Annotated in this window: 17 protein-coding genes and 1 tRNA gene; 4 read left to right on the top strand and 14 right to left on the bottom strand. The window is 72.6% G+C overall.

Translation table 11 applies throughout. From position 1 onward, the window contains the following. Positions 1 to 80: 80 nt before the first annotated feature. Positions 81 to 1,013, bottom strand: a complete 933-nt coding sequence (locus tag NI26_RS04480; protein ID WP_066652969.1) for a DUF3097 domain-containing protein — start codon at positions 1,011 to 1,013, stop codon at positions 81 to 83. A gap of 95 nt (positions 1,014 to 1,108) precedes the next feature. Here NI26_RS04480 and NI26_RS04475 point away from each other — a divergent pair, with 95 nt between their 5' ends. Then, entirely contained in the window at positions 1,109 to 2,161 is a 1,053-nt protein-coding gene (locus NI26_RS04475) for a zinc-dependent alcohol dehydrogenase family protein (protein WP_066652958.1), read from the top strand. Positions 2,162 to 2,200: 39 nt separating this feature from the next. Here the strand turns inward: NI26_RS04475 and NI26_RS04470 are convergent, their stop codons facing one another. From NI26_RS04470 to mnmA, 10 genes are all read right to left on the bottom strand, one after another. After that, positions 2,201 to 2,707: a hypothetical protein gene (locus tag NI26_RS04470; protein ID WP_066652955.1), complete on the bottom strand. Its 507-nt coding sequence runs from the start codon at positions 2,705 to 2,707 to the stop codon at positions 2,201 to 2,203. 35 nt (positions 2,708 to 2,742) lie between these two features. Then, positions 2,743 to 3,489 (bottom strand): methyltransferase domain-containing protein, encoded by a 747-nt coding sequence (locus NI26_RS04465; protein ID WP_268746770.1) that lies wholly within the window; start codon positions 3,487 to 3,489, stop codon positions 2,743 to 2,745. Continuing rightward, a complete protein-coding gene (locus NI26_RS04460; protein WP_066652945.1) occupies positions 3,486 to 4,571 on the bottom strand; it encodes a type III polyketide synthase in 1,086 nt (361 codons plus the stop codon). The genes NI26_RS04465 and NI26_RS04460 overlap by 4 nt, the downstream gene beginning before the upstream one ends. Positions 4,572 to 4,641: 70 nt before the next feature. After that, positions 4,642 to 6,147 (bottom strand): Asp-tRNA(Asn)/Glu-tRNA(Gln) amidotransferase subunit GatB, encoded by a 1,506-nt coding sequence (gatB, locus tag NI26_RS04455; protein ID WP_066652943.1) that lies wholly within the window; start codon positions 6,145 to 6,147, stop codon positions 4,642 to 4,644. Next, positions 6,147 to 7,694, bottom strand: a complete 1,548-nt coding sequence (gene gatA / locus NI26_RS04450; protein WP_066652941.1) for an Asp-tRNA(Asn)/Glu-tRNA(Gln) amidotransferase subunit GatA — start codon at positions 7,692 to 7,694, stop codon at positions 6,147 to 6,149. Before gatA ends, gatB begins: the two co-directional genes overlap by 1 nt. Beyond that, complete coding sequence (gatC, locus tag NI26_RS04445) at positions 7,691 to 7,990, bottom strand: Asp-tRNA(Asn)/Glu-tRNA(Gln) amidotransferase subunit GatC (RefSeq protein ID WP_058728900.1); 300 nt, start codon at positions 7,988 to 7,990, stop codon at positions 7,691 to 7,693. The genes gatA and gatC overlap by 4 nt, the downstream gene beginning before the upstream one ends. A gap of 163 nt (positions 7,991 to 8,153) precedes the next feature. Beyond that, positions 8,154 to 10,562, bottom strand: a complete 2,409-nt coding sequence (locus tag NI26_RS04440; RefSeq protein WP_066652939.1) for a transglycosylase domain-containing protein — start codon at positions 10,560 to 10,562, stop codon at positions 8,154 to 8,156. A 116-nt stretch (positions 10,563 to 10,678) separates the two neighbouring features. Then, positions 10,679 to 12,085 (bottom strand): alpha/beta hydrolase, encoded by a 1,407-nt coding sequence (locus NI26_RS04435; RefSeq protein WP_158407735.1) that lies wholly within the window; start codon positions 12,083 to 12,085, stop codon positions 10,679 to 10,681. Positions 12,086 to 12,347: 262 nt separating this feature from the next. Further along, positions 12,348 to 14,738 (bottom strand): NAD-dependent DNA ligase LigA, encoded by a 2,391-nt coding sequence (gene ligA / locus NI26_RS04430; protein ID WP_144411250.1) that lies wholly within the window; start codon positions 14,736 to 14,738, stop codon positions 12,348 to 12,350. Positions 14,739 to 14,862: 124 nt separating this feature from the next. Continuing rightward, positions 14,863 to 15,969 (bottom strand): tRNA 2-thiouridine(34) synthase MnmA, encoded by a 1,107-nt coding sequence (gene mnmA / locus NI26_RS04425; RefSeq protein WP_081984712.1) that lies wholly within the window; start codon positions 15,967 to 15,969, stop codon positions 14,863 to 14,865. A gap of 53 nt (positions 15,970 to 16,022) precedes the next feature. On the opposite strand from mnmA, the gene NI26_RS04420 reads away from it, so the two are divergent. The 3 genes from NI26_RS04420 (at position 16,023) to NI26_RS04410 (ending at position 18,390) form a co-directional block, all read left to right on the top strand. Beyond that, complete coding sequence (locus NI26_RS04420) at positions 16,023 to 17,384, top strand: MFS transporter (RefSeq protein ID WP_066652930.1); 1,362 nt, start codon at positions 16,023 to 16,025, stop codon at positions 17,382 to 17,384. Between the two features lie 66 nt (positions 17,385 to 17,450). Further along, positions 17,451 to 17,531 (top strand) — tRNA-Leu (locus NI26_RS04415). A 118-nt stretch (positions 17,532 to 17,649) separates the two neighbouring features. Beyond that, positions 17,650 to 18,390, top strand: coding sequence for a DedA family protein (locus tag NI26_RS04410; protein ID WP_066652928.1), 741 nt, complete (start codon positions 17,650 to 17,652; stop codon positions 18,388 to 18,390). Positions 18,391 to 18,580: 190 nt separating this feature from the next. Here the strand turns inward: NI26_RS04410 and rdgB are convergent, their stop codons facing one another. Genes rdgB through murI form a run of 3 tightly spaced genes read right to left on the bottom strand, consistent with a single transcriptional unit; the run spans position 18,581 to position 20,744 of the window. Then, a complete protein-coding gene (gene rdgB, locus NI26_RS04405; protein ID WP_066652922.1) occupies positions 18,581 to 19,174 on the bottom strand; it encodes an RdgB/HAM1 family non-canonical purine NTP pyrophosphatase in 594 nt (197 codons plus the stop codon). Next, positions 19,171 to 19,902 carry a ribonuclease PH gene (rph, locus tag NI26_RS04400; RefSeq protein ID WP_066652919.1) on the bottom strand — a complete coding sequence of 244 codons (732 nt, stop codon included), beginning with the start codon at positions 19,900 to 19,902 and terminating at the stop codon, positions 19,171 to 19,173. The genes rdgB and rph overlap by 4 nt, the downstream gene beginning before the upstream one ends. Next, on the bottom strand, positions 19,899 to 20,744 hold the full coding sequence (murI, locus tag NI26_RS04395) for a glutamate racemase (protein ID WP_066652917.1): 846 nt from the start codon (positions 20,742 to 20,744) through the stop codon (positions 19,899 to 19,901). The genes rph and murI overlap by 4 nt, the downstream gene beginning before the upstream one ends. Positions 20,745 to 20,838 lie beyond the last annotated feature (94 nt).

Below are 20,838 nucleotides of genomic sequence, written 5' to 3'. Positions count from 1 at the left end.
CCGCCCGCTCGGCGAACGGGACGGACGGGAGGCGCGGGTCGGCCCCGCCTCGGTCGATCCGGCCCCGGGTGGTGCCGTGCTCAGGCCCGCGGCTCGGTCACGAAGTCGATGAGCTCCTCGACGCGCCCGAGCAGCTGTGGCTCCAGGTCGTTGAAGGTCCGGACCTGCCCGAGGATCCGCTGCCATGCACGGGCGACGTCGGCCTGCTCCGCCGCGGGCCACCCGAGGTGCTGCAGGATGCCCTTCTTCCACTCGATCGAGCGCGGGATCGTCGGCCACGCCTCGAGCCCGAGGCGCGCCGGCTTCACCGACTGCCAGACGTCGACGAACGGGTGCCCGACGACGAGGACGTGCGCGCCCCACTTCCCGCGCATCACGGCGTCGGCGAACCGGGACTCCTTCGACCCCGGGACGAGGTGGTCGACGAGCACCCCGACGCGACGCTCTCGGGTGGGCCGGAACTCGTCGAGCACGTCGGCCAGGTTGTCGACGCCCTCCAGGTACTCGACGACGACGCCCTCGACACGGAGGTCGGCGCCCCAGACCTTCTCCACGAGCTCGGCGTCGTGCCTGCCCTCGACCATGATCCGCGAGGGCAGCGCCACTCGTGCCCGCTGCTGCTCGACGGCGAACGAACCCGACGCGGTCCGGAGGCGACCACCGTCGGTCGTGTGCCGCACGGCGGCCGCGGTCCCGGGCCTCCCGTCCGCACCGGCGGCGCGAGCCGGGGGTGCAGCCGCGGCGGAGCGACCGACCGGCGCCTGCGGACGACCGAGGGTGACGAGTTCGCCCTCGAGCAGGAACTGCCCGGTGAAGGGGAAGGCGCGGGTGCGACCCTTCCAGTCCTCCAGGGCGACGTTGCCCGCCTCGAGCCCGACGACGGCGCCCGCCCACCCGGAGTCGGGGTCCTCGAGCACCATGTCGCGTTCGAGCGGCACCTGCCGCACCTTCTTGACGCCCTTCGAGCGCCAGTCGCCCGAGAGCACGTCACTGCCGTACCGGTCGTCGTCCACCCGGGAAGCGTAGTGTCGACGGGTCCCGCAACGGCGCCGGCACCCTGGCGCGTCACGGTACGCGCCGCGTCCACCCCCGATCGGAAGGCCACACCGTGCGCGCAACCGTCATCCACGCCCCTCGCGACATCCGCGTCGAGGAGCGCGACACCCCCGTCCTCATCGAGCCCACCGACGCCGTCGTCAAGGTGACCGCGTCCTGCGTCTGCGGATCGGACCTCTGGCCGTACCGCGGCGTCCGCGGGACCGAGCAGGCCCACACCATCGGGCACGAGTTCGTGGGCGTCGTCGAGTCCGTCGGCGCCGACGTCACGGGCCTGTCCGCCGGCGACTTCGTCATCGCGCCGTTCACGACGAACGACGGCACCTGCCAGGCGTGCACGCACGGCATGACGAGCGGCTGCGAGCACAGCTCGATCTTCGGCGGCACGACCGACGCGTACGGCCACCCCATCGGCGGCGCCCAGTCGGAGTACGTCCGGGTGCCCGACGCCGCGGCGACGCTCGTGAAGGTCCCGGGCCCGGTGGACGACGACCTCGTGCCGTCGCTCCTCACGCTCTCCGACGTCTTCTCGACGGGACACCACGCCGCCGTGTCGGCCGAGGTCGGCCCGGGGAAGACGGTCGTGGTCGTCGGCGACGGCGCGGTCGGCCTGTCCGCGGTGCTCGCCGCCGCGCGCCTGGGTGCCGAGCGGATCATCGCGATGAGCCGGCACGCAGACCGCCAGGCACTGGCGCGGGAGTTCGGGGCGACCGACGTCGTCGAGACCCGCGGCGAGGAGGGCATCGCCGCCGTGCGCGAACTGCTCGGCGGGGAGCTCGCCGACTGCGCCCTCGAGGCCGTCGGTACCGCGGAGAGCATGGACCAGGCGCTGCGGGTCGTCCGCCCCGGCGGCAACGTCGGCTACGTCGGGGTCCCCGCGGGTGCACCCGAGCTGCCGATGCCCTTCCTGTTCGCGAAGAACATCACCGTGGGTGGCGGGATGGCCCCCGCCCGCGCGTACATCGAGGAGCTGCTGCCCGACGTGCTCTCGCGGACGATCGAGCCGGGCCGGGTGTTCGACCTCGAGCTGCCCCTCGACCAGGCCGCCGAGGCGTACGCGGCGATGGACGAGCGGCGCGCGATCAAGGTGCTGCTGCGTCCGTAGCACCGGCCGCGTCGCAGGTCCGGTCCCGCCGCTCGGTGCTCAGTCGCCGGGCGGCGGGACCGTGATCTGCTGGACGTCCGGCGCGAACTCCCGGAGGCACGCCGATGCCACCTCCGTGAACTCCGGCTCGTCCTCACGGTCGAACCGGCCGCTGCCGTGCTGTCCGGGGAAGTCCGGGTAGCCGCGCTCGCGGATGCAGGCGTCCGCGGCCTCGTACTGGCGATCCCACTCCCGCAGCTGCGCCTCGTCCGCACGCGGGATCCCCACTGCCGTCGAGCAGGCTCCCGCTGCCTCCGAGAACGCCGCTTCGTCGGCTCCCGAGGGTACCTTCGACAGACCGGACTCGGCCTGACGGTCGGTGACGTCCTCGACGTCGTAGCCCTTCCCGCGCATGCAGGCGGACCACCGTTCACCGGCCCCGGCGGTCGCGCGATCGTCCGGCGGAGGGGCAGTGCCCGCACACGCGGTCAGTGCGGCCGACGCCGCGATGATCGAGGTCAGCAGGACGGCGTCGCGCGCAGCGCGGCGGAACAGCGAGGGAGTCACGGGTCGAGCGTCCCGCAGCGGCTGTTTCGCGAGCGTTACGCGTCGCGGACCGCGAGCACACGGTGCGGCGCCGCCCGCTCGGCCCTCCACCCCGCGGGGAGCGCCTCCTGCAGCTCCGGCACGGTGAACGACCGGCGGATGGAGCGGAGCCCGTCCACCCGGACGAACGTCCCGGCGGACACGAGCGGGGATGCCAGCGCGTACGCGCGGTAGGCCTGCCGCGACCGACGGATGTCCGAGTGGAGGCTCCGACCGGTGGCCAGCTGCTCGGAGTCCGACAGGAAGGCCGCTCGGGCGTCGTCGTCCAGGTGGTGCAGCACGTGGTTCGACACGACGACGTCGAACCGCTCCCCCGCGGCGACGAGGTCCGTGCTCGACGCCTGCCGGAAGGTCACCCCGCGCGCTGTCGATCGTCGGGCTGCAGCGATGGCGCGGTCGTCCGGGTCGACCCCGACGACCTCGAGCGAGAGCCCGTCACTGCCCGCCCACCGCACGAGCGAGCGTGCCAGGTCGCCGCCACCGCAGCCGAGGTCGAGCACCCGCGCACGACCGCTCGGTGGCAGCGCGGGGACGACGTGCGTCCGCCAGACCGCCCGCCACCCGCTGACCAGCGCGTTCACCACGGCGAACCGCCGGAACGTCCGGTCGAGCACCCGCGGGTCGCACCCGGGGTCGTCCATCAGCTCCTGCAGGACCGTGTCCCGCTGTCGGAGGTCGACCGCTCGGGCGCCGGGCTCACGTCCGCCGTCCGTGCCGCGCACGGTCCGTGGCCGGTCCGTCACGCCTCGACCGCCGTGAGCCTCGCGCTCTCCACCGTCAGCCCGGGACCGAACGCGACGGCCGCGACCGGCGATCCGGGCGCGAGGCCCTGCTCGACGGCGTCGCGGAGCACGAAGAGCACCGTCGCGCTCGACATGTTGCCGTGGTCGCGGAGCACGGCGCGGCTCGACGCGACCGCGCCGTCGGGCAGCTCGAGGGCGTCCTGCGCCCGGTCCAGGATCGCCCGTCCACCGGGGTGCACCGCCCACACCGGCACGTCGGCAAAGGTCTCGCCCTCGCCGAGCAGCGCGGTGACGGCAGCCGGCACGTGCACACCGACGAGCTTCGGGACGGCGGTGGAGAGCACCATCTCGAAGCCCTCGTCACCGATGTTCCACGCCATCTCGGACGCACCCTCGGGCACCGTCGCCGTCGCGAACCGCTCGATGCGCAGGCCCGGCCCGCCCGCCGCGACGACCGCTGCCGCCGCGCCGTCGCCGAAGACGCTGTTCGCGACGATCTGGTCCGGGTCGTCCGACGCGCGGACGTGCAGGGTGCAGAGTTCCGCGCAGACGACGAGCACGACCGCGTCGGGGTCCGCCTCGGCGAAGGCCGCCGCGATCCGCAGCGCCGGGAAGGCGGCGCAGCACCCCATGAAGCCGATGTGGTGTCGGAACACCCCGGCGGGCAGTCCGAGCTGGTCGACGACGTCGATGTCCGGTCCGGGCTGCGTGAACCCCGTGCACGAGACGGTCACCAGGTGGGTGACGTGGTCCGGTGCCACCCCGGCGCGCTCGACGGCGTCACGGGCGGCCGCGACGAAGAGCGCCGGAGCGAGGTCCCGGTAGCGGTCGTTGCGTGTGCCGGTGGACGGTGAGACGAGCGTTCCGGAGTCCTGTCGGAAGAGGCCGCCGGGCCGCGAGGCGTCGAGCTCCTCGATCACCGTGTGCCGGTGCTCCACGGCGGATGCGTCGAACGCCGCGGGCACGATCCGTGCGCCGAGGCGGCCGAGGCCGGGCTGCCCGGCGAACAGGTCACGCACCGAACCCTGGTCGAGGGTGGTGTCGGGGACGGCGGTCCCGATGGCGCGGATCGTTGCGGTCACGACCCATCCTGTCACCGGGTCGCTGACACGTCCCCAGGTTGGTCCGGTCCGGTCGGTGCCGCGACGGACGCTACGACTGCTGCGCGCGCTCCAGGACCAGCTCGCGGACGCGGGCCGCGTCGGCCTGTCCCTGCATCGCCTTCATGACCGCGCCGATGATCGCGCCGGCTGCCTGGACCTTGCCGTCCTGGATCTTGGCGAGGACGTCCGGCTGGGCGGCGAGCGCCTGGTCGACCGCTGCGGTGAGGGCCGAGTCGTCGGAGACGACCTTGAGCCCACGGGCCTCGACGACCTGCGCCGGCGACCCCTCGCCCGCGATGACCCCCTCGAGCACCTGGCGCGCCAGACGGTCGGTCAGGTCACCGGACTCGACGAGCGCGATCGTCTCGGCGACGTGCTGCGGCGACACGAGGTCACCCGCTGCGGCGTCCTGCGCGTTCGCGACGCGGCTGATCTCGCCCGTCCACCACTTGCGCGCGGCCTGCGGGGAGGCACCGGCGGCGACCGTCGCCTCGACCTCGTCGAGCAGCCCGCCGTTGACGACGTCCTGGAACTCGAGGTCGCTGAAGCCCCAGTCCCCCTTGAGACGGCGGCGACGTGCGACGGGCGCCTCGGGCAGGGATGCCCGGAGTTCCTCGATGACCGCGGGGTCCGGCACGACCGGCAGCAGGTCGGGCTCCGGGAAGTAGCGGTAGTCGTCGGCGTCCGACTTCGGGCGGCCGGCCGAGGTGCGCCCGGTGTCCTCGTGCCAGTGCCGCGTCTCCTGCGTGATCGTGCCACCCGCGGCGAGGATCGCGGCCTGGCGCTGGATCTCGTAGCGGATGGCGCGCTCGACGGCGCGGAACGAGTTGACGTTCTTCGTCTCGGTGCGGGTACCCAGCTTCTCCTGACCCCAGGGGCGCAGCGAGATGTTCGCGTCGCAGCGCAGGTTGCCGCGCTCCATGCGGGCCTCGGAGACGCCGAGCGCGCGGACCAGGTCACGGATGACCTGGACGTACGCGGCGCCGAGCTCGGGAGCACGGTCCTTCGCGCCGAAGATCGGCTTGGTGACGATCTCGACGAGCGGGACGCCGGCGCGGTTGTAGTCGACGAGCGAGTACTCGGCGCCCTGGATGCGACCGGTGGCACCACCGACGTGCGTCAGCTTGCCCGCGTCCTCCTCCATGTGGGCGCGCTCGATCGGCACCTGGAAGATGGTGCCGTCGGCGAGCTCGACCTCGACCTCACCCTCGAACGCGATCGGCTCGTCGTACTGCGAGATCTGGTAGTTCTTCGGGTTGTCCGGGTAGTAGTAGTTCTTCCGGGCGAACCGCGAGGACTCCGCGATCGAGCAGCCGAGCGCGAGCCCGAGCTGGATCGAGTAGCGCACGGCCTGCTCGTTGACGACCGGCAGCGACCCGGGCAGCCCGAGGTCGACCGGGGTCACGTTCGTGTTGGGCTCGCCACCGAAGAAGTTCGGGGCGTCCGAGAACATCTTGGTCTTCGTCGCGAGTTCGACGTGGACCTCGAAGCCGAGCACCGGCTCGAAGCGCTCGAGCGCCTCGTCGAAGTCCATCAGCGCGTCCTTCTGCGCCATCAGATCACACCTTCCTGCGCAGCGGACTGCTGAGACTGGTCGAGGTCCGGGATGCTGTCGATGAGCGGGCGGCCCCACTGCTGCTCGAGCAGGCGCTCGAGCGCGGCGCCGTACCGGTAGAGGCGGGCGTCCTCGCGCTGCGGCGCCATGAGCTGCACACCGGTCGGCAGCGAGTCCTCGGGCGCGAGGCCGTTCGGGATGCTCATGCCGGGCACGCCGGCGAGGTTCGCCGGGATCGTCGTGAGGTCGTTGAGGTACATCGACAGCGGGTCGTCGAGGCGCTCCCCCAGCGGGAAGGCGGTCGTCGGCGCCGACGGGCTGATGAGCAGGTCGACCTGGTCGAACGCCGCCGCGAAGTCGCGCTGCACCAGGGTGCGGACCTTCTGCGCGGACCCGTAGTAGGCGTCGTAGTAGCCGGCGCTCAGCGCGTAGGTGCCGAGGATGATGCGGCGCTTGACCTCGGGGCCGAAGCCCGCTTCACGCGTCGCGGCCATGACGTCCTCGACGGTCGCACCGTTCTCGGGCGTGACGCGCAGGCCGAAGCGCACCGAGTCGAACTTCGCGAGGTTCGACGACGCCTCGGCCGGCAGGATCAGGTAGTACGCGCTGATCGCGTACGCGAACGACGGCGCGTCGATCTCGACGACCTCGGCGCCCGCCTGCTCGAGGATCGCGACCGTCTCCTGGAAGCGCTGCGTGACGCCGGCCTGGAAGCCCTCGCCCCCCGCGAGCTCCTTGACGACGCCGACCTTGAGCCCGCGGAGCGTGTCGGCCTGCAGGCCCTCGCGCGCAGCGGCGGCCATCGACGGCCAGGCGTCAGGGATCGACGTCGAGTCCTTCGGGTCGTGCCCGCCGATGACGTCGTGCAGCAGCGCGGCGTCGAGGACCGTGCGGGACACCGGACCGATCTGGTCGAGCGACGACGCGAGTGCGATCGCGCCGTACCGGCTGACCCCGCCGTAGGTCGGCTTCACACCGACCGTGCCCGTGACGGCACCCGGCTGGCGGATCGAGCCACCGGTGTCGGAGCCGAGGGCGAAGGGTGCCTCGTGCGCGGCGACCGCTGCCGCCGATCCCCCGCCGGAGCCGCCCGGGATCCGGTCGAGGTCCCACGGGTTGCGCGTCGGACCGTACGCCGAGAACTCGGTCGTCGAGCCCATCGCGAACTCGTCCATGTTGGTCTTGCCGAGCGGCACGAGGCCGGCGGCGCGGAGCTTCGCGACCGGGGTGGCGTCGTAGGGCGGCCGCCAGCCCTCGAGGATCTTCGACCCCGAGGTGGTCGGCATGTCCTGCGTGCACAGGACGTCCTTGATCGCGATCGGCACACCGGCGAGCGCGCCGAGGTCGTCGCCCGCGGCGCGACGCGAGTCGATCGACCGCGCTGCCGCCAGGGCGTTCTCGTTGACGTGCAGGAACGCGTGCACGTCGCCGTCGACCGCTGCGATCCGGTCGAGGTGGGCCTGCGTGGCCTCGACGCTCGAGACGTCGCGCGCCACCAGGGCGTCGGCGAGGGCGGCCGCGCTGAGGCGGGTCAGGTCGTCGGTCACTGCTCTTCTCCCAGGATTGCCGTCACGCGGAACCGTTCGCCGTCGGAGTCGGGCGCGCCGGAGAGCGCCTGCTCCTGGGTCAGCGTCTGCCCCACCACGTCGGGTCGGGTGACGTTGCCGAGCGGCACCGGGTGGCTCGTCGCCGGGACGTCGTCGGTCGCGACCTCGGCGACCTTGGCGACGCTCTCGACGATGTGCGACAGCTCCCCGGTCAGCTTCTCGATCTCGTCGGGCGTGAGTGCGATACGTGCGAGGTTCGCCAGGTGGGCGACCTGCTCGCTCGTGATGTCAGGCATGGTGCTCCGTCGATCGGTTCGTGGAATGCGCACCAGTCTATTGGCCGCGTCCAGCGGCGGCACCACGGTCACCGGGGCTGTGGAGAACCGGTACGCCAGGCCCGGTGCCGGTCCGGCGGACCGGCACCGGGCCTCCAGCCCGTCGCGTGCTCGCCGTCGCCGCCTACCCGTGCGACGGTGGCTGCTGGGTCGCCTCGCCCGTTCCGGTGCCCTGCGCGCCGCCGCCGGTGCCCGTCCCGGTCGACGTCGCGTCGGCACCCGCGCCCGGCTGCGAGCCGGCCCCGGCTGCCCCGCCCGGTGCGGGCGCGCCCGTCGTCGTGCCGCCGGTCGTGTCCGCGGTGGACGATCCCGGCGCGGCGGGCGCCTGGGCGCTCGTCCCCGGCGTCGCCTGGTCCCCGCTCGTCGCCGCGTCCGAGGCCGAACCGTCGACGGACCGCGGCGTCGAGCCGATCATCGCCGGGTCGGGCTCGGGCAGCGCTCCCCCGCCGTAGCGCTGGTCGAGCCACGACATCATCGAGCGGCCGACGCCGAACTTCGCGCTGTACCCGGTCGTGCCCTGCGGGAAGGACGTGTTCGCGAGACCGACGAGCCCCCTGACGTTGCCGATCCACGTCGCGTTGGTGTACTTCGTGCTCGACGTGACGAGCCAGTTCTGCGTGTCGGCGTCGGTCGTGCCGGTCTTGGCGAACTTCGGGGTGCTGTCACCGGGGTTCGCCGAGGCCGCGGTGCCGCTGCCGGTCAGGACGCCCTGCAGTGCGTGGTCGACCGTCCCGGCGACCTCGGCGGAGACGCCCCGGGTGCAGCTGGACGGCGTGGGCGTGACCGTCGCGCCGTCGGCCTCGCGCACCGAGTCGATGACGGTCGGCGTGCACACGACGCCGCCGTTCGCGAAGCCGGCGTACGCCTCGGCCAGGTCGATCGGCGAGAGCGGGTTCGTGCCGAGCACGGACGCCGGGTTCGACGCCGGGGCCGAGCCGTCCGCCTGGTGGATGCCCATGGCCTGCGCGAGGTCCTTGATCTTGCAGAGGTCGAGCTGCTTCGCCATCGCGCCGAACGCGGTGTTGATCGACTCCGAGGTCGCCGCCTGGACGCTCATGCTCGCCGGGACGGTCTCGGCGTTCGAGACGGGCCAGGGGGACCCGCCGAGTGCCTCGCACGAGTTCGTGAACTCGGACTGCTGGAACAGGTGCTCGCCAGTCGGCACCGACTCCGACAGCGTGTGCCCGGACGCCAGCCACTCGGCCAGGGTGAAGACCTTGTAGGTCGAGCCGGTCTGGAACCCCCCGGAGTTGCCGTAGGCCGTGTCCGCGTTGTAGTCGATGGCCGTCGCACCGGGGCCGGCGTTGTCGCGCTGCGTGTACGTCGTGTTCTGCACCATCGACAGCACGCGTCCGGTGCCGGGCTGGACGGTGACGTTCGTGCCGCCGAGGTCGACACCGGTCATCGTCGCGGGCACGTAGGACGAGAGTGCGGACTGGGCCTGGGCCTGCAGGTCGAGGTCGAGCGACGTGTGGATCTCGAGGCCCTTCGTGTCGAGGGTCTCGATGCGCTCCGCGGCGGTCTTGCCGAACGCCGGGTCCTGCAGCACCTGGTCGCGGACGTAGTCGCAGAAGTACCCCGCGTCGTACGCACTCGCCGCGGCCGAGCAGCCGTTCGCGGTGTCGGTGATCCGCGGCGTGACCGGGGTGGCCTCCGCCTGGTCGAGCTGCGCCTTCGAGATGTCGTGGTGCACGTACATCCGCTGCAGGACGTAGTCGCGCCGCGTCTTCGTCGCCGCGTAGCCGTTCGCCGCGCCGTTGTCCTCGTCGTCCGGCTCGTCGATGCGCAGGTTCGCCGGGTTGTTGAGGATGGCGACGAGCGTCGCGGACTGCGGGAGCGACAGGTCCTTCGCGTGCACGCCGAAGTAGTACTCGGCACCCGCCTCGGCGCCGTAGACGCGGCCGCCGAGCCCGACGAGGTTCAGGTAGCCGGTGAGGATCTGGTCCTTCGTGTACTTCTTGTCGACCGCGATGGCGTAGCGCATCTCCTGCAGCTTGCGTTGCGGTGTCACCCCGGCGGCGTCCTGGTAGCACGCCGCGACCTTGGCCTGGGTGGCGGCCGCGGTCGCGCCGGTGAGCTGCTCGCACTGCTGCACGAGGACGTTCTTCACGTACTGCTGCGTGATGCTCGAACCGCCCTGCACGTCGCCCCCGACGACGGTCGCCGCGACGCCGCGGACGGTCCCGAGCACGTCGATGCCGCCCTCGTCCTCGAAGCGGGGGTCCTCGGTGTCGATCGCCGCGCGCTTGAGCGACTCCGCCATGGCGTCCGAGGCGACGTCGGTCCGGTTCTCGGCGTAGAACGACGCGATCTTGACCTGCTGGCCGTCCTTCGTGGCGTAGACCGAGGACACCTGCTGCGGGGTCTGGATGTCGAGGTAGCTCGGCAGGTCCTCGAAGAACGACACCGCTCCGGACGTCGCCTCGCCCGCCACCGCCACGGCCGGGGTCACCGCGACCGCCACCAGCAGTCCTGCGAGGCCGGACATGGCGAGGAAGGTCGTGAGGGCACCGGACCACCGCATCGCACGCATGGCGGCACGGTACGGGCCCGGACTGGGGTGCTTCTGCCGTGCGGAGGTCGGGGGCTGCGGCGGCGCACAGGATCACCCACAGGGAGGGTCGTGCATCGCCCACGGGGCGGGTCCGCTCAGTCGCGGGGCTGCAGGTCCTGGGGTCGCAGGAGGTACATGTCGGGCACCGGTTGCGCGGTCCCGCCGCCACCCTGACCGCGCCGGGCCTGGTGCCGGACGAGGTCACCGCGACCGACCCCGATGAGGGCGACGTCGTGCAGCGACGCCGTCCCCGGCTTGAGGTAGTCGTTGTGACCCACCGGTCGGCGGAACACGCCCGCGTCCGGTTCGACGGTGTCCGTGGAGAGGTCGAGGAGCGTCGACCCGAACCCCGCCGAACCCGGGTCGGTCCCGAAGTACCCGGAGCCCGCGATCGGGTCGCTGTGCGCGTCGCCGACGTACACCTGGCCAGGACCCACCGCGAGCTCGGAGGCGGTCTGCACCGCACTGCCCGGCGAGCCGAGCACGGTGAGCGAGTCCGCCTGCATGCGGCCGGACGACAGTGCCATCAGCGCCGTCGTCGACCCGTAGGAGTGCGCGACGACGTTCAACCGGGGCCGGTCGTCGCCGCGGACGGCGTCGAGACCGTCGACCACCCGTTCGAGCCGCTCGGCACCGGTGCGGGCGAGTCCGAGCGACAGGATGTTGGACATGTCGGGCGTCCGGTAGCCCATCCACGCGAGCACGGCGGTGCCGCTCGACGCGTGGTCCGCGACGCCTCGGGCGGTCTGCGTCGTGGCGAGCGCCGACACGGTGGTCTGCTCGTCGTACAGGTCGCTCGCGGTGTCGGTGAAGTCGTGCATCTGCCCGGTCACGGTGAAGAACATCCCCGGGACGACCACCGTCACGTCCCGGGCGGTCGCGAGGTCCCCCACCGCGATCGCCGCGCGGCCCGAGCCCCGGGTGTCGAGGACGATCAGGCGCCGGGGGGCCTGGCCCGACTCGCGGTGCAGGGAGTCCCGGACCTGCGCGAGCAGCGCGGTGCGGGCGGCGGCACGGTCGGACCCGGCGCCGGAGTCCTGGGCATCGGAGTCCTGGTCGTCGGAGTCCTGGTCGTCGGTGCCGACCCCGTCGGCGAGGGTGGTCCGGTTGGCGCGGTCACGGACGTCGTACGGCACCCCGTCCAGGTTGCCGACGACCGCGGGGGCGAGGGCGACCAGGCGCTCCTGTGCGCCGGTGCCGAGCGCGTCCCACCACCGTGCGACGGCGGCCGCGGTGGGTGGCCGGTCCTGGGCGGTCGCGAGCACCCGATCGTCCTCGTCGGCGCGTGCCAGGTCGCCGGGACCGACCGCGACGAGTGCGTCGAGGAACGCCGTGCCGCGCGCCCGCGCCAACCGCTCGAGGCCGACGTGACCGCCGGCAGCGGTCGTCGAGGCGCCGGGCGGAGCATCGCGTGCCACGGGGTCCCGGACCCCGGACACCTCCGCGACGGGCGCCTCGGCCACGGCCGGGACGCCCACGCCGGACGCTCCCGGGACGGGCACGGCAGGAGCCTCGACCACTCCCAGCGAGTGCATCGAGGCGGTGAGTAGCAGGGCCGCGGCGATGAGCAGCAATCAGGTCTCCCCGGGAAGGCCGTGTCGTCGACCCCCTCAGCCGACGATTGATGCCCTCTCGAGTGTAAGGAGAATGCGCTCACGAGGGGGTGCGCGGTGCAACTTGCCCCTCGAACTGGGTGCGGATCGTCGACGGTCCCCCGCGGACGACGGCGCGTCGCTCACGGCGAGCCGCGCTCCGCCGTGCTGCTCAGCTCCCTGCGTCCGCGTCGTCGGTCGCCTGGCCGTCGGCGCCGTCGGACGGCTCCGGTCCGTCCGCCCGGTCCGGCTCCAGGGCGCCGGGCCCCTCGGTCACGAGCAGGCGGAACTGCTCCGCGTCGATGATGCGGAGCCCGAGCTGCTCGGCCTTCGTGAGCTTCGACCCGGCACCGGGACCGGCGGCGACGAAGTCCGTCTTCTTGCTGACGCTCGACGCAGCCTTGCCGCCGGCGGCGATGATGGCCTCCTGCGCGCCCTCACGGGTGTACCCCTCGAGCGAGCCCGTCGCGACGACGGTGACCCCGCTGAGGACGCCCCCCTCGACGGCGGCGCCGGGACCGGGGTGGTCCGGCGTGGTGAACTGCACCCCCGCGGCCGTCCAGCGGTCGATGATCTCGCGGTGCCAGTCCACGGCGAACCAGTCGAGCAGGGCGTCCGCGATGATCCCGCCGACCCCGTCGACCGCCGCGAGCTCCTCGCGCGACGCCTCCCGGATGCGGTCGAGCGACCCGAAGTGGTTCGCGAGTGCCCGTGCGGCGACCGGGCCGACGTGCCGGATGCTGAGCCCGACCATGATGCGCCAGAGCGGCTTGGTCTTCGCGGCCTCGATGTTCGCCAGCATCTCGAAGGCGTTCTTCGACGGGTAGCGGCTCGGCTCGCCCGTGTGGTCGGCTCCGCGCGCGTCGGGGTCGAACGGCGGATCGGTCTTCTTGCGGGCACGGCTGAACGGCGTGACGCGCTTCGGCGTGCCGTCGTCGTCGGACTTCTCCATGCCGGTCTCGGCGTCGCGGACGATCACCTCGATGGGGACGATGTCCTCCATCGTCAGGTCGAACAGGCCGGCCTCGGTGACGAGCGGCGGCTGCTCGGGGTGCAGCGGCTGCGTGAGCGCCGCGGCGGCGACCTCGCCCAGGCCCTCGATGTCGAGCGAGCCGCGCGAGGCGATGTGCTCGACCCGGCCACGGACCTGGGCGGGGCAGCTCCGGGCGTTCGGGCAGCGGAGGTCCTTGTCGCCCTCCTTCGCCGGTGCGAGGGGCGTCCCGCACTCCGGGCAGGCGGCGGGCATGACGAACTCGCGCTCGGTGCCGTCGCGCAGCTCGACGACCGGGCCGAGCACCTCGGGGATGACGTCGCCGGCCTTGCGGAGCACGACGGTGTCGCCGATCAGGACGCCCTTCGCCTTCACGACGTCCTGGTTGTGCAGGGTCGCCTGCCGCACCACGGACCCCGCGACCTCGGCCGGCTGCATCACCGCGAAGGGCGTCGCACGTCCGGTCCGCCCGACGCTGACCACGACGTCGAGGAGCTTCGTGTGGACCTCCTCCGGCGGGTACTTGTACGCGATGGCCCAGCGCGGTGCACGGGAGGTCGAGCCGAGTTCCTCGTGCAGGGCCAGGTCGTCGACCTTCACCACGACGCCGTCGATCTGGTGCTCGACCGACGCACGACGCTCGCCGGTCGTCCGCACGAAGCCGATGACCTCGTCCACGGTGTCGAACACCCGGTAGTGCGAACTCGTCGGCAGGCCCCAGGTCTGCAGCAGCTCGTAGACCTCGGACTGGGAGTGCACCTCGGTGTCGCGCTCGAGCTCGCGCACCGGCCACGCGCCGATGCCGTGCACGAGCATGCGGAGGCGTCGCAGGCGGTCGACCATGAGCGCGCGCTTCGCCTCGGACTTGCCCTCCTCCTTCTGGCGGAGCGATCCGGCAGCCGCGTTGCGCGGGTTCGCGAACACCCGCTCCCCCGCCTCGCGCTGCCGGGCGTTCAGCTCGTCGAACTGCGCGACGGGGAAGAAGATCTCGCCGCGGACCTCGACGATGGCCGGGTGTCCCTCGCCGGACAACCGGTCGGGGATCGTGCCCATGGTGCGCACGTTGCCGGTGACGTCCTCGCCCACCACGCCGTCACCACGGGTCGCCGCCGACACGAGGCGACCGTGCTCGTACCGCAGGTTGATCGCGAGCCCGTCGATCTTCAGCTCGGTGAGGAACCGGACCCGTTCGGAGCCGGCGTCGCGCTGCACCTTGTCGGCCCACTCGGTCAGCTCCTCGGGGCTGAACACGTTGTCGAGGCTCAGCATGCGCTCGGCGTGCTCGACCGGCGCGAACTGCACCGTCTGCGCCTGGCCGCCGACGGTCTGGGTCGGGCTGTCCGGGGTGCGCAGGTCCGGGAAGCGCTGCTCGATCGCATCGAGGCGACGGACCATCGCATCGTAGTCGCCGTCCGACACCGTCGAGCCGTTGCCCTCGTAGTACTGGTCGCGCAGCTCGCCGATGCGCACCCGGAGACGGTCGACCTCCCGCTGGGCCTGCGCGGCGTCGAGGTCGGCCGGGGCCAGCGTCTCGAACGTCGAGTCGGCCGAGTCGGGGGTCGTGTCGCTCATGCCTCAGTTCTACCGTGCACCGCCGACCCCGGCCGCAGCCGGCTCCCCGGCCCCAGCCGCCCGACCCCCGGCAGCACCCGGCCGCCCGAGGCCGCAGCCGGCTGCCCGACCCCCGGTGGCAAGCTCAGACGGTCGCGGGCACCGCCGAGACGGTGCGGTCGATCGTGCACTGCCCGAGCACCCGGGTGCCGACGTAGACCACGGCCGTCTGACCGGGAGCCACACCGGACAGCGGCTCGTCGACGTCGATCACGAGCTCGCCGTCCGTCACCCGCGCCGTCGCCGGGACCGGATCGGCGTGCGCCCGGATCTGCACGTCGCACGCGAACGGCGTCGCCGGGTCGGCCGGAGCGGTCCCGGCCCAGGTGAACCGCGAGCCGGCCATCGACCGGACGTCGAGCGCCTCCTTCGGACCGACGACGACGGTGTTGTCCTTCGGCCGGATCTCGAGCACGAAGCGCGGCTTGCCGTCCAGTGCCGGTCGTCCGAGGTGCAGTCCGCGGCGCTGCCCGACGGTGTAGCCCGTGGCACCCTCGTGCTCGCCGACCACGGTGCCGTCGCGCTCCACGACCGAGCCCGGCGCGGTCCCCACGCGGTCGGCCAGCCACCCGCGGGTGTCCCCGTCCGGGATGAAGCAGATGTCGTAGGAGTCGGGCTTCTGCGCGACGGTCAGCCCGCGCGCCGCCGCCTCGGCACGGACCTCGTCCTTCGACGGTGTCGCACCGAGCGGGAACATCGCGTGCTCCAGCTGCTCGGCCGTCAGCACGCCGAGCACGTACGACTGGTCCTTCGCCCACGCCGCCGAACGGTGCAGCTCACGGGCGCCGTCCGACCCGGTCACTACCGAGGCGTAGTGGCCGGTGCACACGGCGTCGAAGCCCAGGGCGAGCGCCTTCTCGAGCAGGGCGGCGAACTTGATCCGCTCGTTGCACCGCATGCAGGGGTTCGGGGTGCGGCCGGCCTGGTACTCCGCGACGAAGTCGTCGACGACGTCCTCCTTGAAGCGCGCCGAGAAGTCCCACACGTAGTACGGGATCCCGAGTGCCGAGGCTGCCCGCTGCGCGTCCATCGAGTCCTCGATCGTGCAGCAGCCACGGCTCCCCGTGCGGAGCGTGCCCGGCATCCGGCTCAGCGCCAGGTGCACACCGACCACGTCGTGCCCGGCGTCGACGGCCCGCGCCGCGGCCACCGCCGAGTCGACCCCACCGCTCATCGCCGCAAGTACACGCATGCATCCAGGGTAAGCGCATCCCCCGACGAGTCCAGGCGTACCGTTGCTCGACGATGACCAGCACCACGAACGACGCCTTCGACCGCCGCGGCGTCCTGCTGTCCGGCTTCCTGCCCGCGGCGCTCTTCGCGATCGGCGAGGGAGCGATCATCCCGATCATCCCGATCGCCGCCGACTCCCTCGGCGCGAGCCTCGCGTTCGCCGGGTTCGTCGCCGCGCTCATCCTGGTCGGCGAGCTCATCGGTGACGTGCCCTCCGGCGTCGTGGTCGGGCGGATCGGTGAACGGAACGCGATGATCGGCGCCGCGGTGGTGTCCGTCGTCGGGCTGCTCGTCTGCGTCGTCTCACCGAGCCCCTGGGTGCTCGCCGTCGGGGTGTTCCTGGTCGGTGTCTCGACCGCCGTCTTCGCCCTCGCCCGGCACGCCTACATGACGACCGCGATCCCCCTGCGGATCCGGGCCCGCGCCCTGTCGAGCCTCGGCGGCGTGTTCCGCTTCGGCTACTTCGTCGGGCCCTTCCTCTCGGCCGGCGTCGTCCACCTGACCGGCACGACGCAGAGCGCCTTCTGGATCCACGTGGTGTGCTGCCTCGCGGCGGCGGTCGTGCTCCTCGTCCTGCGCGACCCCGCGACGGGCGCACGCGGTCTGCGGTTGCCGAGCAGGGCCTCCAGGCCGGACACGACGAGCGCGACCGACGGGACGGACGCGACCCGCGGACCGGACGCGGCCGACGCGGCACGGCGCACGGCACCCGCGCGGCACCCCGACGAGCCGCCCACCGACACGGGCGCGCAGTTCGTCGAACGCGAGGCACACGGCCTCTTCCGCACCATCCGCGAGAACCGCGCCGTCCTGGCACGGCTCGGCAGCGGAGCGGCGCTCATCGGCGCGCTCCGCGCCGGACGGCAGGTGATCCTGCCGCTCTGGGCGGTCAGCGTCGGTCTCGACGACGCCTCGGCCGCGCTCGTCATCGGCATCGCGGGTGCCGTCGACTTCGCGCTCTTCTACACGAGCGGGCAGATCATGGACCGCTGGGGTCGACTCGCGAGCGCCCTGCCGTGCATGCTCGGGCTCGCCGTGAGCTACTTCCTGCTCGCCTGGAGCGGGCACCTCGACGCGAGGGTCGGGTGGTTCGTCGGCATCGCGATCGGTATGTCCCTCGCCAACGGTGTCGGCAGCGGCATCCTCATGACGCTCGGTGCGGACCTCGCGCCGCGGGGGAACCCGGCACCGTTCCTCGGTGCGTGGCGCTTCACGGGGGACTTCGGGTCGGCTGCGGCGCCACTGCTGATCTCGGGCGTCACCGCGGTCGCCTCGCTCGCGTTGGCGAGCGGGGTGATGGGGGTGCTCGGCCTGGTCGGTGCGGGGGTGCTGCTGCGGTACGTGCCGCGGTACCTGCCTCGTCGCCTGCGCTGAGCGGACGGCCTGGAGGCGCGGCTCCCGCCCGCCCCGCGTCCACGCCTCGGTAGACTGCCGCTGCTCGCGGGAGTGGTGGAATCGGTAGACACGCAGGATTTAGGTTCCTGTGCCCCAGGCGTGAGGGTTCGAGTCCCTCCTTCCGCACGATGGTCGGCTCGCCGGGTGGAGTCACACCACAGGAGGATGGGGCGGTCACCGCCGGGCGGTACCCTCGTCAGGCGGGAGCTTCCCCGTGCCCCGCCCCGACACGACCGGAACAACCATGCACTCCGTCGCACTCGCCCTGATCCCGTGGCTCGACCCGCAGTACATCCTCGACCACTTCGGGGCCATCGCCGTGCTCATCGTCTGCGCCATCGTCTTCGCCGAGACGGGCCTGCTGATCGGCTTCGTCTTCCCCGGCGACAGCCTGCTCGTCATCACGGGGCTCTTCGCCTTCGACCGCGGCGGCCAGATCGGCGGCATCCCCATCTGGGCGGCGGCGCTGATGATCGGCGCGGCGGCGTTCCTGGGCGGTGAGCTCGGGTACTACATCGGCAAGAAGGCCGGGCCCCCGATCTTCGAGCGCAAGGAGAGCGGACTCTTCTCGAAGGAGAACGTCGACCGCACGAACGCGTTCTTCCACCGCTTCGGCCCGCTCGCGGTCATCCTCGCCCGCTTCGTCCCCGTGGTCCGGACCTTCCTGCCGATCGCGGCCGGGGTCGGGCGCATGAACTACAAGAAGTACTCGTTGTACAACGCCATCGGTGCGGTCGTCTGGGGTGTCGGCGTGACCTTCCTCGGGTACTTCCTCGGGTACATCCCGCCGATCGCGTACGTCGTGCGGAACTACATCGACGTGATCCTCATCCTCGCGGTGCTCGTCACGGTCGTCCCCGCGGGGCTGCACTACTGGCGGACCGCGCGCAAGGCGAAGCACGCCGCCGAGGCCGAGGAGGCAGCGCAGCGCGGTGGCGCCGAGCGGGGTACCGCCGACGGCGCGGGTCGCCCGGCCGAGCAGTAGTCGGCGGGCCGTCGGCGCTCCGGCGGCCTGGCGGCGCTGACCGTCCGCACACGGCGCTGCAGCGGCGGCGTCGCACAACCGAAGACACCTCGCGCCACGGGAACCCGTGGCGCGAGGTGTCGCTCGTTGTGCCTGGGCACGGAACGCCGCGCTGACGCCGGCGTCCCGCGGAGCCCTCCGACCGGTCTGGTCAGACCCCGAAGTACTCCCGGACGATCGGTGCGATCCCCCGGAACGCCTTCGACCGGTGCGACAGTGCGTTCTTCTCGTCGCGCGTCAGCTGTGCTGCCGAACGGTCGGCGTCGTCGGGCTGGAACACCGGGTCGTACCCGTGTCCGCCGTCCCCGACCGGCTCGGTCAGGACCTCGCCGTTCCACACCGCCTCGAACAGGTGCTCCGTGCCGTCCGGGGTGACGAAGGCGGCGGCACACACGAACGCAGCGGTCCGCTCCACGACCCCCTCGAGGTTCCGCAGCAACAGCGCGATGTTGTCCGCGTCCACGCGCGTCCCGGCGTACCGGGCGGAGTGGATGCCGGGTGCCCCGCCGAGCGCGTCGACGGCGATCCCGGAGTCGTCGGCGAGCGCCGGCAGCCCGGTGTGCGCCACCGCCGCACGCGCCTTGATGAGCGCGTTCGCCGCGTAGGTGTCGCCGTCCTCGACGGGCTCCGGACCGTCGTACCCGACGAGCTCGACGCCCGCGCCGAGGGCCTCGCCGAGGATCCCGCGCAGCTCGACGACCTTGCCCTGGTTGTGCGTCGCCAGGACGACGGTGTGGCCGGTCACGCGAGGCCCAGCACGTCGCGCTGGATCGCCGCGAGCGACCGGTTGCCCGCGAGGCCGAGGTCGAGCAGCGTGTCCAGCTCGTCGCGGTCGAACGGCGCGTGCTCCGCCGTGCCCTGCACCTCGATGAACTTGCCGGAGCCGGTCGTCACGATGTTCATGTCGGTGTCGGCCGCGGAGTCCTCGGTGTACGCGAGGTCGAGCATCGGCTCCCCCCCGACGATGCCGACCGAGATCGCCTGCACGCTGTCGGTGAGCGGCGTCGCCTTCTTGGCGATGAAGCCCTTGTCGCGGCCCCACTCGATCGCGTCCACCATCGCCACGTAGGCGCCGGTGATCGACGCGGTGCGGGTCCCGCCGTCGGCCTGCAGCACGTCGCAGTCGAGGACGAGGGTGTTCTCGCCGAGGCCCTTCATGTCCACGACCGCTCGGAGCGACCGCCCGATGAGCCGCGAGATCTCGTGCGTCCGTCCACCGACCTTGCCCTTGATCGACTCGCGCTGCATGCGCTCGTTCGTCGACCGCGGCAGCATCGAGTACTCGGCGGTGACCCAGCCGGTGCCCTTGCCGGCCATCCAGCGCGGCACACCGTTCGTGAAGGACGCCGTGCACAGCACCTTCGTGTTGCCGAACGAGATGAGTGCGCTGCCCTCGGCCTGCGAACTCCACCCCCGCTCGATGCTGACCGGACGGTGGTCGGTGGCACTGCGGCCGTCGATGCGGGTGCTCATGGGGTCCTTTCGGTTCGGGGCAGCGTGATGGCCCCGGTCTGGAGGTGTCCGACGCTCGAGACCTCGGGACCGAGGAAGCGCCGGGCGAGCCGGATGAAGCCGTTCTTGTCGTCGCCGGTGGCCTCGAACGCGTAGGTCGGCGGCTCCGGGGTGGTGCGTTCGAGCCCGTGCTCGACGAGCCGACGGTAGACGTCGTTCGCGGTCTCCTCGGCGCTCGACACGAGCGTGACGTCCGGGCCCATCACGTACTGGATCGCCGCGGACATCAGCGGGTAGTGGGTGCACCCGAGCACGAGCGTGTCGACGTCGGCGGCGCGGATCGGCGCGAGGTACTGCGCCGCCACCTCACGGAGCGCCGGCGACGAGGTGTCACCGGCCTCGACGAACTCGACGAAGCGCGGGCACGCCGCGAGGGACAGGGTGACGTCGGCAGCCACGGCGAACGCGTCCTCGTACGCCCGCGAGGCGATGGTCCCCACCGTCCCGATCACCCCGACGCGACCGGTCCGGGTCTGCTTCACGGCGGCACGGGCGGCCGGCTGGATCACCTCGACGACGGGGATGCCGTACGCCTGCTCGTAGCGTTCCCGAGCATCGCGGAGCACGGCGGAGGACGCGGTGTTGCAGGCGATCACCAGCGCCTTCACGCCCTGGTCGACGAGGTCGTCCATCACCTCGAGCGCGTACCGCCGGACGTCGGCGATCGGCTTCGGGCCGTAGGGCGAGTGCACGGTGTCCCCGACGTAGCGGATGCTCTCGCGCGGCAGCTGGTCGATGATCGCCCGCGCGACCGTCAGTCCACCGACCCCGCTGTCGAAGACTCCGATCGGTGCATCCGTCACCCGCCCAGCGTACCGAGCCGCACCCGCCGGGCGCCCGACCACGCGCGCCCCGCGCCTCGGCACCGCGACGTCGCCCCGGCTCCGCGACGTCGCC

This window comes from Curtobacterium sp. MR_MD2014 (genome assembly GCF_000772085.1).
GTDB lineage: Bacteria > Actinomycetota > Actinomycetes > Actinomycetales > Microbacteriaceae > Curtobacterium.
The sequence above is the reverse complement of the archived record's forward strand: the minus strand, read 5'-3'. Positions and strand labels throughout refer to the sequence as shown.

Excerpts from the sequence above, each read along its gene's own strand:
- NI26_RS04410 (WP_066652928.1), top strand. The coding sequence starts at position 17,650 with ATGCACTCCGTCGCACTCGCCCTGATCCCGTGGCTCGACCCGCAGTAC.
- NI26_RS04440 (WP_066652939.1), bottom strand. The coding sequence starts at position 10,562 with ATGCGTGCGATGCGGTGGTCCGGTGCCCTCACGACCTTCCTCGCCATG.
- gatC (WP_058728900.1), bottom strand. The coding sequence starts at position 7,990 with ATGCCTGACATCACGAGCGAGCAGGTCGCCCACCTGGCGAACCTCGCA.
- mnmA (WP_081984712.1), bottom strand. The coding sequence starts at position 15,969 with ATGCGTGTACTTGCGGCGATGAGCGGTGGGGTCGACTCGGCGGTGGCC.
- ligA (WP_144411250.1), bottom strand. The coding sequence starts at position 14,738 with ATGAGCGACACGACCCCCGACTCGGCCGACTCGACGTTCGAGACGCTG.
- NI26_RS04420 (WP_066652930.1), top strand. The coding sequence starts at position 16,023 with ATGACCAGCACCACGAACGACGCCTTCGACCGCCGCGGCGTCCTGCTG.
- gatB (WP_066652943.1), bottom strand. The coding sequence starts at position 6,147 with ATGGCGCAGAAGGACGCGCTGATGGACTTCGACGAGGCGCTCGAGCGC.
- rph (WP_066652919.1), bottom strand. The coding sequence starts at position 19,902 with ATGAGCACCCGCATCGACGGCCGCAGTGCCACCGACCACCGTCCGGTC.